The sequence below is a fragment of the Methylobacterium endophyticum genome (assembly GCF_050591105.1).
GTDB lineage: Bacteria > Pseudomonadota > Alphaproteobacteria > Rhizobiales > Beijerinckiaceae > Methylobacterium.
Genome location: NZ_JBNHES010000015.1, coordinates 81,309 through 96,565, shown reverse-complemented (window position 1 = coordinate 96,565; position 15,257 = coordinate 81,309). Strand labels below are relative to the sequence as shown.

Sequence of the window (15,257 nt, the reverse complement as noted above, 5' to 3'; positions counted from 1 at the left end):
CGCGCCGTCGCCTGCGGGGCGGCGCTCAGGCCGGCCCCGCCGGCGGCGTCCCGCGCGGGGTGCAGATCGAGCGCTTGCCGCCTTCCCGGACGAAGTCGAGGATCTCCCGCACCGCCGGATGCGCCTCGAACTCCACCGCCACGTCCTCGACGCGCTCCAGCAGCGTGCCCTCGGGCGCGAACAGGGCGCGGTAGGCCCGGCGCAGGGCGTGGATGTCCTCGCGCGCGAAGCCGCGCCGCTGGAGGCCGATGATGTTGAGGCCCGAGAGATAGGCGCGGTTGCCGACCACCATGCCGTAGGGGATGCAGTCGTTCTCCAACCCCGAGAGGCCGCCGACGAAGGCATGCGCGCCGACCCGCGCGAATTGGATCACCGCCGCGCCGCCCCCCAGGATGGCGTAGTCGCCGACGCTGCAATGGCCGGCGAGCATGACGTTGTTGGAGAAGACCACCCCGTTCCCGACCCGGCAATCGTGCCCGACATGGGAATTGGCGAGGAAGGCGCAGCGGTCGCCCACCACCGTCTCCATGCCGCCCCCGGCCGTGCCGGGATTCATGGTGACACCCTCGCGGATCTGGCAATCGGCGCCGATGCTCAGCGTCGAGGGCTCGCCCTTGAACTTCAGGTCCTGCGGCTGGTGGCCGATGGAGGCGAAGGGGAAGATCCTCGTGCGCGGCCCGATCGTGGTGCGGCCGGCGACGACGACATGGCTCACGAGCTCGCAGCCCTCGGCCAGCACCGCCTCCGGGCCGACATGGCAGAACGGGCCGATCGCGACGCCGTCCCCGATGCGGGCGCCGTCCTCGACGACGGCGCTCGCGTGGATGCGCGCGGCGCTCACTCGGTCACCAGCATGGCGCCGATCTCGGCTTCGGCGACGAGCGCGCCGTCGACCCGCGCCTCGCCGCGGAACCACCACATGGTCCTGCGCTGGTTCAGCTTTTTCATGTGGTAGCGCACCGTATCGCCCGGCACGACGGGCTTGCGGAACTTGCACTTGTCGATGGTCATGAAGAACACCTGCTTGGTCCTCACCTCCTGCGTCATGATGTGACGGCAGCAGATGGCGCCGGCGGTCTGGGCCATGCCCTCGATCAGCAGCACGCCGGGGAAGACGGGCAGGTTCGGGAAATGGCCCGTGAACTGCGGCTCGTTGACGGTGACGTTCTTGATGCCGACGCAGCTCTCGTCGCGGTCGATCTCGACGATCCTGTCGATCATCAGGAACGGATACCGGTGGGGCAGGTATTCGAGCACCTTCTGGATGTCGGCCGTCCCGAGGTCGCTTGTCGTCTCGCTCATGAAATCCCGCTCGCCGCACCCGCCCGTCATGCCGCCCCGAAGGCGGCGGTCGCGCCGTCTTCGGCAGAAATCGGCGCGGATGCAAGCCCTTGCGGCCGCGCGGGCTCAGGCGCCGGCCACTACCGCGCGGACCTTGCGCCCGAGGCTCGCCGCCGTGAACGGCTTGACGATGAGATGCACCCCGTCGTCGAGGCGGCCGTGGTGGATGACCGCGTTGCGGGTGTAGCCGGTGGTGTAGAGCACCTTGAGCCCCGGCCGGCGGCGCGCCGCCTCGTCGGCGACCTCGCGGCCGTCGAGCGGGCCGGCGAGCACCACGTCGGTGAAGAGCAGGTCGAGCTCGGGATGGGCGTCGAGGAGGTCGAGGGCCGCCGGCCCCTCCGCCGCCTGGATCACCCCGTAGCCCGCCTCCTCGAGCGCCGCGACGGAGAAGGCGCGCACCATGGCGTCGTCCTCCACCACGAGTACGGTCAGCCCCGCGCGCGGCGCCCGCTCCAGCGCGCCGGGGATCAGGGTCGGCGTCTCCATGGCGGCCCGCGCTCCCGAGCCCCCCTCCTCCGCCATCGGGACGTGACGGGGGAAATAGAGCTTCACCACGGTGCCCTCGCCGGGCTCGGAATAGATCGCGGCATGGCCGCCCGACTGCCGCAGGAAGCCGTAGACCTGCGCCAGCCCGAGCCCCGAGCCCTTGCCGCTCGCCTTGGTCGTGAAGAACGGCTCGAACACGCGCGGCAGCAGGTCGGCCGGCATGCCGGAGCCCGTGTCGCTCACCGCCACCAGCACATAGGCCCCCGGCGCGACCTCGTGACGGGCCGACGCGTAGGCGTCGTCGAGATGGACGTTGCCGGTCTCGATAGTGAGCCGGCCGCCCTCCGGCATGGCGTCGCGCGCGTTGACCGCGAGGTTGAGGATCGCGTTCTCGACCTGGTTGACGTCGGCGAGCGTGCCCCAGAGGCCGCCGGCCAGCACCGTCTCGACGGCGATCCGCTCCCCCAGCGTGCGGCGGAAGAGGTCGGACATGCCGGCGACCAGACGGTTGAGGTCGACCCGCTCCGGGGCCAGCGGCGACTGGCGCGAGAAGGCGAGGAGGCGCTGCGTCAGGATCGCGGCCCGGCGCGCGCCCTCCATGGCGTTCTCGATGCCGCGCATCGCCCGTCCGCCGGCCTCCCCCGCATGGCGCTGGGCCATCTCGAGGTTGCCCATCACCACGGTGAGCAGGTTGTTGAAATCATGCGCGACGCCGCCGGTGAGATGGCCGACCACCTCCATCTTCTGGGCCTGCCGGAGCTGCGCCTCGGCCCGGCGGCGCTCGGCCGCCTCCGCTTCGAGGGCGTCGGCGGCCTGGCGCCAGCGCGCGGTGGCGAGACGCTCCTGCCGGCTCTGGCGCTGCGCGAACAGGGACGCCGCCAGCAGCGCCAGAGCCGCCAGCGCCGCGACGGCGCAATAGCCGGCGAGGTTGCGCCGCCAGGCCGCCAGCACGCCGCTCTCGCTCAGGCCGAAGCCGATATAGACCGGATAGGGATCGACCTTGCGGAAGGCGAAGATCCGGTCGATGCCGTCGACGGACGAGCGCGCCGTGTAGGGACGCGCATCCCCCGATGCGATCGCCCTGAGCATCGGCGCGACGGCCGGCAGCCTCGTGTTCTCCGCGCCGGGCTCGCGCACCAGGATCTCCCCGTCCGCCCGGATCAGCACCACCGCATGGGCGATGTCGGGATCGATCTCCCGGTAGAAGCGCTCGAAATAGGAACGGTCCACGGACAGGGCCACGGCCCCGGCGAAACCGCCGTCCGGTCCGTCGAGCCGGCGCGCGAGGGTGAACACCGTCTGTCCCGTCTGGCGGCCGACATAGGCGCGCGACACGTAGGTACCCCGCCGCCCGGAGGCGGAGAGCACCCGGAACCAGTCGCGGTCCGCGAAGGACACCGCCGAGCCGTCGCGCGGGGGGTGGCTGCCGGCCGCCATGCGCCCGTCCGCATCGGTGACGGCGATGGCGGCGACCTGATCGTAATCGTTCGGCAGCGAGGCGAGGAAGGTCTCGAAATCGGCCTTCGTCCGGGGATCGCGCAGGTCGACGGTGCGCAGCCGCCCGGCGACGCGGTCGAGGATGAGCCTCTGCGTCTCGAAGACCTTGTTGGCGTGCTCGTGCAGGACGCGGACCGTGCGCTCGACCCGCTCGCCCGCCTCGCGCAGCACATCGCGCCGGTTCTCGAGAGCCGCCAGGACGAGCACCGCGAGAGGCAGCAGGACGGCGAGGAGGACGAGCATGCGCCCGGCCCGGATCGCCCCCGTCGTGCCGGCCGGCGCCGGGGCCGGCGGCGCCCGGTCGGGCTCGCGGGCGAGGCCAATGCCCATGCTGGCGTCGAATCCCTGGCGGCGAATCGGAGGCCGGCAACCTTAGGGAAAGAGGCGCCGGGACGGAAACCCTTTGCCCGCCGCGACGGTCAACGCGGCATGAACGCGATGTCCGAAAGCCGCCGGATCAGGCGTCCGGCTCCCCCGGCCCCTCGGCCTTCCCGCCGGACCGCTCGGCCAGCCGCGCCAGGGTCGTCAGTTCGCGGAACCAGGCCCGCACGGGCTTGGCCGGCGTGCCGCCCCAGCGGCTGCCCGGCGGCACGTCGCGGTTGACGTTGGAGGATCCGGCGATCTGCGAGCCGCGCCCGATGCGCAGATGCCCGACGACGCCGACCTGCCCGCCGAGCACGACATAGTCCTCCAGCGTGGTCGAACCGGAAATGCCGACGCCCGAGACGATCACGCAGTGCCGCCCGACGACGACGTTGTGGGCGATCTGCACGAGGTTGTCGATCTTGGTGCCCTCGCCGATGATCGTGTCGCGGCTGGCGCCCCGGTCGATGGTGGTGTTGGCGCCGATCTCGACGTCGTCCTGGACGATGACCCGCCCGATCTGCGGCACCTTCAGGTGGCTCGCGCCCATGGCGAAGCCGAAGCCGTCCTGGCCGATGCGGGCGCCGGGATGGACGATGACGCGGTTGCCGACGAGGGCATGGGTCAGCGTGGCGCCGGCCCCGATGGAGCAGTCGCGCCCGATCCGCACGCCCGGTCCCACCACGGCGCCGGGACCGAGCACGCTGCCCGATCCGATCTCGGCCCCCGGACCGACCACGGCGCCGGGATCGACGCGCACGCCCGCCTCCAGCAGCGCATCCGGGTGGACATGGGCGCCGGCCGAGACGCCGGGGGAGCCGTAGAGCGAGCCGGGCCGGGCCGCATCCGGGTGGAAGCGGGCGAGAAGGCCGGCATAGATCCGGTAGGGGTCGCGCACCACGAGCGCGACGGTGCCCGCCGGCACGCGGGCGGAGAAGCGCGGCGCCACGAGGCAGGCCCCGGCCCGCGTCGCGGCCAGCGCGTCGCCGTAGCGGGCGTTGTCCATGTAGGCGAGGTCGGACGGGCCGGCGCTCTCGAGGGGCGCCGCTCCGGTGAGGAGCACCGCCGCGTCGGTGCCGGGCGGCAGCGAAACGCCGGCAGCCTCGGCGACGGCGCCGAGGCTGAGGGAGGTCGCAGCGGTGAAGAAGGTTGTGCTGTTCATGCCGGACAACGCGCCGCCCTCGCGGACGGCGCGTCGGTCCCTCGTCAGAAGCGCGAGCCGCCGGAGAAGCGGAACGCCTGCGTCTGGTCCTTGCCGACGCGGAAGTTCGTGCCGGGCACCTTCACGCCCTCGTCCTTGGTGACGGCGTAGGCGTAGTCGAAGCGGATCGGGCCGAGGGGCGAGTTCCACAGGATCGAGGCGCCGATGGACGAGCGGATCGCGGCCTTGTCGTGGACGTTCACGCATTCCGGCTCGACGCCGATGGTGAAGGCGTTGAAGCTGCAGGTCCCGTTCGGGGCGATGCCGTTGATGAAGGCGTCGCCGTTGACGTTGAAGGCGCGCCGGCCGTGATAGCCGAACAGCGTGCCGGCATCGGCGAACACGGCGCCCTTCAGGCCGAGATCGCGCGGGATGCCCCAGATCGGGAACTGAACTTCGAGCGTGCCGCCGACATAGGTCGAGCCGCCGATGGCGTTGGAGCGGCTGTCGGCGATGCCGACGTCGCGCGGGCCGATGCCGTTCGGGGCGAAGCCGCGCACGAGCGACGGTCCGAGGAAGAACTGGTCGGTGATGCGCAGGGGCTTGTCGTCCAGCGCGGTGACGTGACCGCCCTGGAACTTCACGAAGCCGACCACGTCCTCCCAGAGTTCCTTGTAGTAGCGCGCCTCGCCGGTGACGCGGAAGAACTTCGAGTCGCCGCCGATGCCGGCGACGTCGGGCTTCAGCTCGGCGTAAAGGCCGTTCTTGGGCGAGCTGAGGCTGTCGAGGTCCGAATAGGCGAGCGTCAGACCGGCGAGCGAGGTCAGGGTCGAGGCCTGCGAGCCCTTGATCGCGATCGACGCCTCGCCGTTGTAGGCGCAGTTCGGATAGATCGCGAGACCGCCGACGTTCTGGCCACCGATGATCGTGCCGGGAGCATAGACCTGGGTGAGGCCGGGGATCGGGATCGAGCAGTCGTTATAGGGCTTCTTGATGCTGTTGGGCACCTTCAGCTCGGTGTTGTAGAGCGAGTAGCGCAGCGTCACGCCGAACTCTTCCGTCACCGGCAGGCCGACACGGACCTGGCCGCCATAGACGGTGGTCTCGTAGCGCGAGTAGCGGGTCAGGTCGCTGTACTTGTAGAAGGCGTCGAAGCCGGCGGCCAGACGGTAGCCGAGGAAGTACGGCTCCGTGAACGAGAAGTCGATGCCGCGCGAATACTGGCCGCCGGTGGCGGCGAGGCGCACGAACTGGCCACGGCCGAGGAAGTTCGATTCGGAGACCGAGACCTCGCCGATGATGCCGTCCTGGCTCGAGTAGCCGCCGGCCACCGAGAACGACCCCGTGGGCTGATCCTCGACATCGATGTTGATGATCACGCGGTCCGGCGAGGAGCCCGGCTCGTTGGAGAAGCGGACCTTCTTGAAGAAGCCGAGGCCGTTGATGCGGCGCTCCGCGCGGTCCGTCAGGACGCGGTTGTAGGCGTCGCCCTCGGTGATATCGAGCTCGCGGCGGATGACGTAGTCGCGGGTGCGGGTGTTGCCGCGGATATTGATGCGCTCGACATAGACGCGCGGGCCGTCCTCGATGACGAAGCCCAGCGCCACCTGATGGGTGGCGCGGTCGCGCTGGCCGGTGGGACGCACCTGCGCGAAGGGGTAGCCCTGGCGGGCCACCTGCGTGGTGACGCCGGTGAGCGTCTTCTCGACGTCCTCGGCGTTGTAGACGTCGCCGACGGTGGCGCGGATGTCGCCGTTGAACTGCTGCGCGTCGAGGCCCGACAGGCGCGAGTCGATGGCCACCGCGCCGACGCGGTACTGCTCGCCTTCGTCGACGGTGATCGTGACCACCCAGCCCGTCTGGTCGGGGCTCTCGACATAGCGGGAATCGGCGCTGACGACGCGGAAATCGGCATAGCCGTTCTTCAGGTAGAAGCGGCGGACGAGCTCCACGTCGCTGGCGATGCGATCGGGATCGTAGACGTCCGAGGTCTTGACGAAGCTCAGGAAGTTCATCTCCGACGAGGACATCAGGTCACGGAGCTTCGACTCCGAATACGCCTGGTTTCCGACGAAGTTGATCGCCACGATGCCGGTCTTGTCGCCCTCGTCGATCGTGTAGATCACGTCGATGCGGCCGTTCGGCAGGTCGACCGTGCGGTAGCTGACCTTGGCGGTGCCACGGCCGGCACGGCGATAGACTTCCTTGATCCGCTGGATGTCGGAGTTGATCACCGCCGGGTTGAAGGCGCCGCGGCCCTTGGCCTCGACCTCGGCCTCGAGCGTGGCCTTCTCGACCTTCTTGTTCCCCTCGAACACCACCCGGTTGATGATGTTGTTCTCACGGACGGTGACGACGGTGCTGGCGCCGCTGCGCGAGACCTTCACGTCCGAGAACATGCCGCTCGCCAGCAGGTTGCGGCGGGCTTCCTCGACCGAGCCGGAGGCGGTGCCGGTCACATAGGAGCGGATCGTGTCCGAATCGACGCGCTTGTTGCCCTGAACGACGATCTGCTGCGCCTGCGCGGAACCGCCAAGCACCACGCCGGCCGCGGTGGCGACTAGGACGATGGCCCGTTCCACCGACTTGCGCCGGCGCTTCCCCGTCATCGACATCATTCAATCGCCCGTCTGTCTTATTGTTCGGAGCGGGTTTGCACCCGCAGACAGGCGATCGTTGGCCGATCGTCCCGTCCTCTGGTCCCGGCTGAGCTTCTAACGGGAAACGGGGTCGAAGCAACCGCCGGCCCGTGCCGCGAGGGGGATTCTGAGAGGACGTGGCCTTCGCGCCACTTAACGGGCGCGAAACGCTGTTTGGTATCTCGCATCAGAGTGAATGCGGCGTAAATGCAGCCGCTCGCTGAGCTTTCCGAAATGAGACAGCGGTTGCCGCAACACTTCGTTAACCATAAGGCCCGGCCTTGGAACGACTCGAAAGGAGCCGCCCGGCCGAGCCGAGGAGACCGTCCAGGCAGGGACGCGGCGGGCGCCCGAGGGAGGCCCGCTCAGGTGCCGCTGCGCAGGTAGGCGCCGACGGTGTCGTTCCAGGTAGCGAACAGCATCAGCATCAGCACCAGGGCGAGACCGATGCGGAAGCCGATCTCCTGCGTGCGCTCGGGCAGCGGCTTTCCGCGCACCGCCTCGAAGGCATAGAACAGCAGGTGCCCGCCATCGAGCAGCGGCACGGGAAACAGGTTCAGCAGCCCGATCGAGACCGAGAGCAGCGCCACCAGCCCGACGAGGCCGCCGACGCCGCCCACCTTCGCCACCTCGCCGGAGACCCGCGCGATGCCGATGGGGCCGGAGAGCTGGTCGGCGGATTCGCGCCCCGTCACCAGCTTGCCGAGATAGCTGAAGGTGCGCTCCACCACGAAATAGGTCTCGTGGACGCCGAGCGAGAGGGAGTCGACGGGCCCGTACTGCACGAGCTTCGCCTCGCTGCCCTTCGGCCCCTGGATGCCGAGCCGTCCGAGCCGGTGCCGCCCGAAGGGCGTGCGCTCCTCGTAGACCTCCGGGGTGGCGGTGATCTGCTTGGCATCGCCGGCCCGGTCCACGGTGAAGACGAGGCTCGTATCGGCGCTCGACGAGACCGTGCGCTGCATGGCGACGAAGTTGCCGACCGGCGCGCCGTCGATGGCGGTGATGACGTCGCCCGGCTGGAATCCGGCGCGGGCGGCGGCGCTGTTCTCCATCACCGCCTCGACGCGGGCGGGCAGCTCGTAGCGCCCGCTGACCCAGATGGCCCCCGAGAACAGGGCGATGGCCAGGATGAAGTTCGCCACGGGGCCGGCCACGACGATGGCCGCGCGCTTGGCGACGGGCTGGGTCGGGAAGCTCGTCGCGCGCTCCTCCGGGCTCATCCGGGCGACCGCCTCGGGGTCGGGCACGCTGGCGCCGTTGGCGTCGCCCTTGAACTTGACGTAGCCGCCGAGCGGGATGGCCGAGAGCTTCCAGCGGGTGCCGTGGCGGTCGTTGAAGCCGAAGACCTCCGGCCCGAAGCCGATGGAGAAGGCGTTCACGGAAACGCCGCACCAGCGCCCGACGAGGAAATGGCCCAGCTCGTGGACGAAGACCACGATGGTCAGCACGATGAGGAACGGGATCACCGCGCCGAAGAAGCCGGCGGCGGTGCCGCCCATGGCGTTCAGGAAGTCCATCAACCGTCCCTCGTGGGCCCGCGCGCGGGGACGACGTCGAGCCCGCCGCGATCCATATCAGATCAGGGGGGCGCCCCGCCAACGCAAACCGCCGGTACTGTGACACCGCGCCCCGCCGCCGGGGATGCGGCCGCCGGCGCCGTCCCCGGAATCCCGCCGCGACCGGGAGGATGGATCGCCGGAAGGGTTAACGCGCGGCTTCCGCCGGCACCCGAGCGCCCAACCTCGGGCCCGTGTGCCGTTCGTTACCGACGCCCGCGCCACGGCCGATCTAAACCAACCTCACACCGGCACCGGCTCGGTGCCACCGGCCGCAACGCAACACCTTGGAGAAGCCCGATGTCCGACCTCGCTTTCGACACCGCCCGCACCGCTCTCTCGACGATCGCCATCGCGCCGCAGGCGATCGATCAGCACCTGGACACGGACGAGCTGAGCATGGACGAGCTCGACGAAGCCGATGGCGGCCTGATGATTCCCCTGCTCTTCGCCGCCGGCTTCTTCGGATACATCGGCTACCACCACCTGCGGTATTGCAAGTAAGGGCTGGCTCCGCGCGGCTTCGGACCGACATCGGACGGCCCCTGGACGGGGGGCTGCCGACCTCCCCTCAATGGGCGCCAGCCGCAGCCGGCGCCGGGCGCGGCCGGCGGATCAGGGGCGTGGCCAGCGCCATGGCCAGGAACAGGCCGGTCAGCACCAGGAAGACGTCCGAGAAGCCCATGATCAGCCCTTGCATGCGCACGGTGTTGGTCATGGCCTTGAGCGCCTGCGCGTTCGCATCTCCCCCGAGCACCTCGAACTGACAGCGCATGGCGTCGAGCCGCTCCAGCGCGGCGGTGTTCGTCCAGGTGAAGCGGTCGTGGAGCCGCGCGAGGTGGAGGTCCCAGCGGTCGTTCAGCATCGTGTTGATGAGGGCGAGCCCCACCGCGCCGCCGAGGTTGCGGGTGAGGTTGTAGAGGCCCGAGGCGTTCTTCATCCGGGCCGGCGGCAGCGTGCCGAGCGCGATGTTGTTGATCGGGATCATGCACAGCATCAGCGAGCAGCCGCGCAGCACCTGCGGCCAGAGCAGCTCCCAGAAATCCCAGTCCTTGGTGATGCCGGTGACGATGAAGGTCCCGGCGGCGAAGCCCGACAGGCCGATGGCGAGCAGGATGCGCGGATCGGCCTTGGCGAGGAAGCGCCCGGCGATGGGCGCCGTGGCGAACATGCAGAGCCCCGAGACGAACATGGTCTCGCCGATCTGCAACGCCGAGTAGCCGCGCACCCGCGCGAGATAGACCGGATAGAGATAGGTCAGCCCGTAGAGGCCGATGCCGAGCACGAAGCTCGCGATGCAGCCGGTGGCGAAGTTGCGGTCGGCGAAGGCGCGCAGGTCCACGATGGGCTCAGCAGCCGTGAAGGCCCGCCAGAAGAACGCCACCCCCGAGACCGCGCAGACGACCGCGCAGGCCAGCACCGCCTCGTCGGCGAGCCAGTCGTGGTTCGGGCCCTCCTCCAGCACGTATTCGAGGCAGCCGAGGAAGCCGGCCATGAAGGCCAGGCCGAACCAGTCGAAATGCTCGAACAGGGCGAGGTTGGGCTTGTCGAAATCGACGAGCAGGAAGGTCGAGACCGTGACGACGATGCCGGGGATGGCGTTGATGAGGAACAGCCAGTGCCAGGAGAAGAGGTCGGTGAGGTAGCCGCCCACCGTCGGGCCGATGGTGGGAGCGAGCGTCGCCACGAGCCCGATCATCGGCGAGACGATGGAGCGCTTCGAGGGCGGGAAGATCGTGAAGGCCGAGGCGAACACGGTCGGGATCATGCCGCCGCCGATGAAGCCCTGGAGCGCGCGCCAGACGATCATCTCGCCGATGCTGCTCGAGGTCGCGCACATCAGGCTCATCAGCGTGAAGCCGCCGGACGCGATCACAAACATCCACCGCGTCGAGATCACCCGCGACAGGAATCCCGAGAGCGGGATCATGATGACCTCGGCGATGAGGTAGCTGGTCTGGACCCAGGGGATCTCGTCGGCGGAGGCCGAGAGCCCCGCCTGGATCTCGTTGAGCGAGGCCGAGACGATCTGGATGTCCAGGATCGCCATGAACATCCCGAAGACCATGCACAGGAACGCCACCATGCGGCGGCGGTCGAGCGGCGGCTCCGCGGCGGGCGCGGGTATCGCGGGGACGGCGGCCACGGCGCCCCGCCCTACTGCGCGATCGCCGTGCGGACGCGCGGCTCGCGCCCGTCGCGGGTATCGACCCTCACGTAGACGGAGAGGCCCGGCCGAAGCAGGCCCTCGCGGGCGACCTCCTCGGGCACGCGCACGCGCACGGGCATGCGCTGGACGATCTTGGTGAAGTTGCCGGTGGCGTTGTCGGGGGGCAGCAGGCTGAACACCGAGCCCGACGCGGGCGAGAGCGCCTCGACCTGCCCGACGATGTCGCGGTCGGGATAGGCGTCGACGGCGATGTGGACGGTCTGGCCCGGCCGCATATGGGCGAGCTGCGTCTCCTTGAAGTTCGCGTCGACGCGCACGCTCTGGAGCGGCACCAGCGCGGCGATGCGCGAGCCCGGAGACACGTAGGCGCCCGCCTCCACCGCCTTGTTGCCGACGACCCCGTCGAAGGGCGCGCGGATCACGGTGAAGGTGAGGTCGCGGGCGGCGCGGTCCTCGGCGGATTTCAGCTCCACCGCCAGTCCCTCGGCCTCCTTCTGCTGGGCGCGCAGCACCTCGACATTGGCCTTCATGGCGACGAGGGCGGCCTCGGCGCCCTTCACGGCGGCGTCGGTGCGGTCGCGGTCGGCGCGGGCCTGCTCAATGCGGGACTTGGCGACGTAGTCGGACTTCTCGAGCTGCTGCTGGCGCAGGTAGTCGGCCGCCGCGCGCACGGAATCGGCCTTCGCCGCGTCGACCTGCGAGGCCGACTGCGCGATCTGCGCCCGCGCGGCCTCCACCTGCCGGGCGATCCGCTCGATGGTGGCGCGCTGCGTCGCGAGCTTGTCCTGCGCGGCCTCCAGGGCGAGGCGGTAGTCGCCGTCGTCCAGCGTCGCGATGACGTCGCCCTTCTTCACGGCCTGCCCGTTCCAGACGGGCACGGCGGCGAGATAGCCCGGCACCTTGGCGGCCAGAACCGAGATGTCGGCCTGCACATAGGCGTCGTCCGTCGCGACGAAGAAGCGGCCCACGGTCCACCATTTGTAGCCCTGGTAGCCGCCGCCCGCGAGCGCCGCCGTCAGGAGCGCCGTCAGCACGAGCCGGCGGACGGGACGCGCGCGCTTCTCCGAGGGAGCGTCCGGCGCGCCGGACGCGGACGGCACGGCCGGGGCAAGGGCGGCGACCACGGCGGGCGGGGTGCGCCCGGCGCCCTCGGCCTCCTGGGGAGCCACGATCTCGTCGCGGCTGGAATCGGTCTCGCGCAATGTCATCGCCGCCTCTCGGGCCTTCGACGGAAATTTTTGGACACGCATTGACCGAACGGTTCGGTCAACAATAAGGCCAGGTGTTGACGCACCGCGCCGCCGCGGCATAGATAAAATGACCGAACGGTTCGGTCAATAGGATTCAGAATGCCAGGGGCGGCCACCATCGCGCGCCGGGACGCGGAGAAGACGGCGGACGGACAGTCCGCGCGCGCCTCGTCCGAGACGGACAAGCGCCGCCAGATCCTCGAAGGCGCCCGCGTGGTTTTCATGGCGGCCGGCTTCGACGGCGCCAGCATGGGCGAGATCGCCAAGGCGGCCGGGGTCTCGAAGGGCACGCTCTACGTCTATTTCGACAGCAAGGAAGCGCTGTTCGAGGCGCTGACCATCGAGGAGAAGCGCGGCCTCGCGGAGGCCCTGTTCGATCTCGATCCGAACGACGCCGATCTCGGGGGCGTGCTGACGCGGCTCGGCCGCATCTATCTCACCGAGCTGTCGCGCCCGAGGCACATCCAGATCGTGCGCATGGTGATCGGCGCCACGGAGAAGTTTCCGCATCTCGGCCGGGCCTTCTACGAGGCGGGGCCGGCCTGCGGCATCGGCCGGCTGACGCAGTATCTCGACGGTCAGGTCGCGGCCGGCCGGGTCGTCGCGGCGGACACGGAACTCGCCGCCAAGCATTTCATGCATCTCTGCCAGGCGGGCCTCCTGACCCGCCTGCTCTTCGCCGGCGGCACCGTCACCGAGGCGGAGATCGACCACCGGGTCGGGGAGGCCGTGCGCGTCTTCCTGGCCGGATACGGCGCGAAGGTCTGATCCTACTCGGCCGCCCGGCTCACGGGCAGCGCCTCGGCGCTCCAGGCGCGGACATGGGCGTCGATGGCGAGCGCCTCGTCGACATCGGCGGGCGCGCTTGCGTAGGTGGCCGCGAACCGGGTGCAGGCCCGCTCCACCAGATCGGCGATGCCGTAGAACGGGATCCGTCCGGCGATGAAGGCCGCCACCGCGATCTCGTTGGCGGCGTTCATCACGGTCGGCGCGGCGCCCCCCTCGGAGAGCGCCGCGCGGGCGATCCGCAGGCAGGGGAAGCGCGCCTCGTCGGCCGCCTCGAAGGTCAGGCTGCCGGCGGCCGCGAGATCGAGGGGCCGTCCGCGCGCGATGGTGAGGCGGTCGCCGAGCCCGAGGCAATGGGCGATGGGCACGCGCATGTCGGGCATGGCGAGCCCGGCGGTGACGGCGCCGTCGAGCCAGTAGACCAGCCCGTGCACGATGGACTGCGGATGCACGATCACGTCGAGCCGCTCCGGCTCGATGGAGAAGAGATGGTGCGCCTCGATCAGCTCCAGCCCCTTGTTCATGAGCGAGGCGGAATCGATGTTGATCTTCATGCCCATCGACCAGGTCGGATGGGCGGCGGCCTCCGCCGGGGAAGCGGCCTCAATGCGCTCGCGGGCCCAGGTGCGGAACGGGCCGCCCGACGCCGTGATGGTCATCTTGGCGACGTCCGAGACGAGCCCCTCGCCCAGCGCCTGGGCGAGGGCGTTGTGCTCGGAATCGACCGGCAGCAGCTTGGCGTCGTAGCGCTTGGCGTCGCGCATGAAAGCGTCGCCGGCGCAGACGAGGCTCTCCTTGTTGGCGAGCGCCACGGTGCGCCCGAGCCGCAGGGCCGCGTGGGTGGGCTTGAGCCCGGCGGCGCCGCTGATCGCGGCGACCACGATGTCGGCGTCCCGCCCCACCGCGTCGAGCACGGCCGATTCGCCCGCGCCATGCGCGATGCCCGATCCCGAGAGCGCCTCGCGCAGCGCAGGCCCGGCGCTCTCGTCGGCAAGCGCGGCGAAGCTCGCGCCGGTCTCGCGGGCGAGCTTCGCCAGTGCCGCCGCATCCTTGCCGCCGACCACCGCGCCGACGCGGAAACGCTCGCCGTGCTGGGCCAGCAGGTCCGTGGTCGAGCGTCCGATGGAGCCGGTGGCGCCGAGGATGGTGACGGTGAGGGTCAACGCGGCATTCCTTCAGGTCGCGGCGCGGAGCGCAAGGGTGAGGCCGGCGAGCAGGGCCACGGCGAAGAAGCCGTCGAGCCGGTCCATGACGCCGCCATGGCCGGGGATGGAACGGCCGGAATCCTTGACCCCATACACGCGCTTGAACGCCGATTCCACGAGATCGCCCCCCTGGCTGAGCACGGAGGCGAGGCCGCTCACCAGCGCCGCCGCGACGAGGGGCACCGCCGCGAGGTCGCCGCCCTGCCCGCGCGCGTAGGCGACGACGGCCGTCCCGGCGGCGACCGCCGCGAGGAGCCCCCCGATGGCGCCGGACCACGTCTTCTTCGGGGAGACGGAGGGCATCAGCTTGGGGCCCCCGAGCGTGCGGCCGGTGAAATAGGCGGCGACGTCCGTCGACCAGACCACGGCGAACATCCAGGCCGGACCGGCGATCCCGATCCCCGGCGCGTCGCGCAGGGCCGAGGGCACCACCGCGATGACGGCCCCGCCGAGGAGGCCGCCGAGCGCCCGCAGGCGCCCGCGTCCGCCGCGCGCCACGATGAGCACCGCGAGCACGCCGACGCCGAGGGCGGCGAGCCCCGCGAGCGGCGAGACGGTCCTCGCGCAGACGACGAGGGCGACGAGGGCGAGGGCGACGAGGCCGGTGAGCAGGCGCTCCGGCGCCGTGCGGCTGATGCCGATCCACTCGGCCGCCCCGACGATGCCGGCGGCGAGCCAGACCAGGGCGAAGGGCCATCCGCCGGCGACGAGGGCCGCCACCACGACGACCGCGAGCACGATACCGGAGACCACTCGCAGGCCCAGCTCGCGCCCGGCGAACGGTCCGCGCCGCGTCGCGGGCGCGGTCTCGCCCGGCGCGATC

The 15,257-nt window shown here is 70.6% G+C and carries 12 protein-coding genes; 2 read left to right on the top strand and 10 right to left on the bottom strand.

From position 1 onward, the window contains the following. Positions 1-25: 25 nt before the first annotated feature. The 6 genes from lpxA to rseP all read right to left on the bottom strand — a co-directional run bounded on the left by lpxA (position 26) and on the right by rseP (position 8,984). Positions 26-841: an acyl-ACP--UDP-N-acetylglucosamine O-acyltransferase gene (lpxA, locus tag ACP56T_RS16525; RefSeq protein ID WP_430913227.1), complete on the bottom strand. Its 816-nt coding sequence runs from the start codon at positions 839-841 to the stop codon at positions 26-28. Beyond that, positions 838-1,302 carry a 3-hydroxyacyl-ACP dehydratase FabZ gene (fabZ, locus tag ACP56T_RS16520; protein WP_430913226.1) on the bottom strand — a complete coding sequence of 155 codons (465 nt, stop codon included), beginning with the start codon at positions 1,300-1,302 and terminating at the stop codon, positions 838-840. Before fabZ ends, lpxA begins: the two co-directional genes overlap by 4 nt. A 105-nt stretch (positions 1,303-1,407) precedes the next feature. Beyond that, positions 1,408-3,654 (bottom strand): hybrid sensor histidine kinase/response regulator, encoded by a 2,247-nt coding sequence (locus ACP56T_RS16515; protein WP_430913225.1) that lies wholly within the window; start codon positions 3,652-3,654, stop codon positions 1,408-1,410. A gap of 127 nt (positions 3,655-3,781) precedes the next feature. Continuing rightward, complete coding sequence (lpxD, locus tag ACP56T_RS16510; protein WP_430913224.1) at positions 3,782-4,849, bottom strand: UDP-3-O-(3-hydroxymyristoyl)glucosamine N-acyltransferase; 1,068 nt, start codon at positions 4,847-4,849, stop codon at positions 3,782-3,784. 44 nt (positions 4,850-4,893) lie between these two features. Then, positions 4,894-7,446, bottom strand: a complete 2,553-nt coding sequence (bamA, locus tag ACP56T_RS16505; RefSeq protein ID WP_430913223.1) for an outer membrane protein assembly factor BamA — start codon at positions 7,444-7,446, stop codon at positions 4,894-4,896. A 386-nt stretch (positions 7,447-7,832) separates the two neighbouring features. After that, the gene (rseP, locus tag ACP56T_RS16500; protein ID WP_430913222.1) at positions 7,833-8,984 is read right to left on the bottom strand and encodes an RIP metalloprotease RseP; all 1,152 of its coding nucleotides are present in this window, start codon (positions 8,982-8,984) and stop codon (positions 7,833-7,835) included. A gap of 339 nt (positions 8,985-9,323) precedes the next feature. Between rseP and ACP56T_RS16495 the strand changes: the two genes are divergently transcribed. Further along, positions 9,324-9,527, top strand: coding sequence for a hypothetical protein (locus ACP56T_RS16495; protein WP_430913221.1), 204 nt, complete (start codon positions 9,324-9,326; stop codon positions 9,525-9,527). A gap of 67 nt (positions 9,528-9,594) precedes the next feature. Here the strand turns inward: ACP56T_RS16495 and ACP56T_RS16490 are convergent, their stop codons facing one another. Both ACP56T_RS16490 and ACP56T_RS16485 read right to left on the bottom strand, forming a co-directional pair. Then, positions 9,595-11,109, bottom strand: coding sequence for a DHA2 family efflux MFS transporter permease subunit (locus tag ACP56T_RS16490; RefSeq protein ID WP_430913278.1), 1,515 nt, complete (start codon positions 11,107-11,109; stop codon positions 9,595-9,597). Between the two features lie 71 nt (positions 11,110-11,180). Further along, the gene (locus ACP56T_RS16485) at positions 11,181-12,401 is read right to left on the bottom strand and encodes an HlyD family secretion protein (RefSeq protein WP_430913220.1); all 1,221 of its coding nucleotides are present in this window, start codon (positions 12,399-12,401) and stop codon (positions 11,181-11,183) included. 141 nt (positions 12,402-12,542) lie between these two features. Here ACP56T_RS16485 and ACP56T_RS16480 point away from each other — a divergent pair, with 141 nt between their 5' ends. Further along, entirely contained in the window at positions 12,543-13,211 is a 669-nt protein-coding gene (locus ACP56T_RS16480; protein ID WP_430913219.1) for a TetR/AcrR family transcriptional regulator, read from the top strand. A 2-nt stretch (positions 13,212-13,213) separates the two neighbouring features. Here ACP56T_RS16480 and dxr read toward each other — a convergent pair whose 3' ends face one another. Both dxr and ACP56T_RS16470 read right to left on the bottom strand, forming a co-directional pair. Further along, positions 13,214-14,392: a 1-deoxy-D-xylulose-5-phosphate reductoisomerase gene (gene dxr, locus ACP56T_RS16475; RefSeq protein WP_430913218.1), complete on the bottom strand. Its 1,179-nt coding sequence runs from the start codon at positions 14,390-14,392 to the stop codon at positions 13,214-13,216. Positions 14,393-14,404: 12 nt separating this feature from the next. Next, positions 14,405-15,256, bottom strand: coding sequence for a phosphatidate cytidylyltransferase (locus ACP56T_RS16470; RefSeq protein ID WP_430913277.1), 852 nt, complete (start codon positions 15,254-15,256; stop codon positions 14,405-14,407). Position 15,257: the final 1 nt, after the last annotated feature.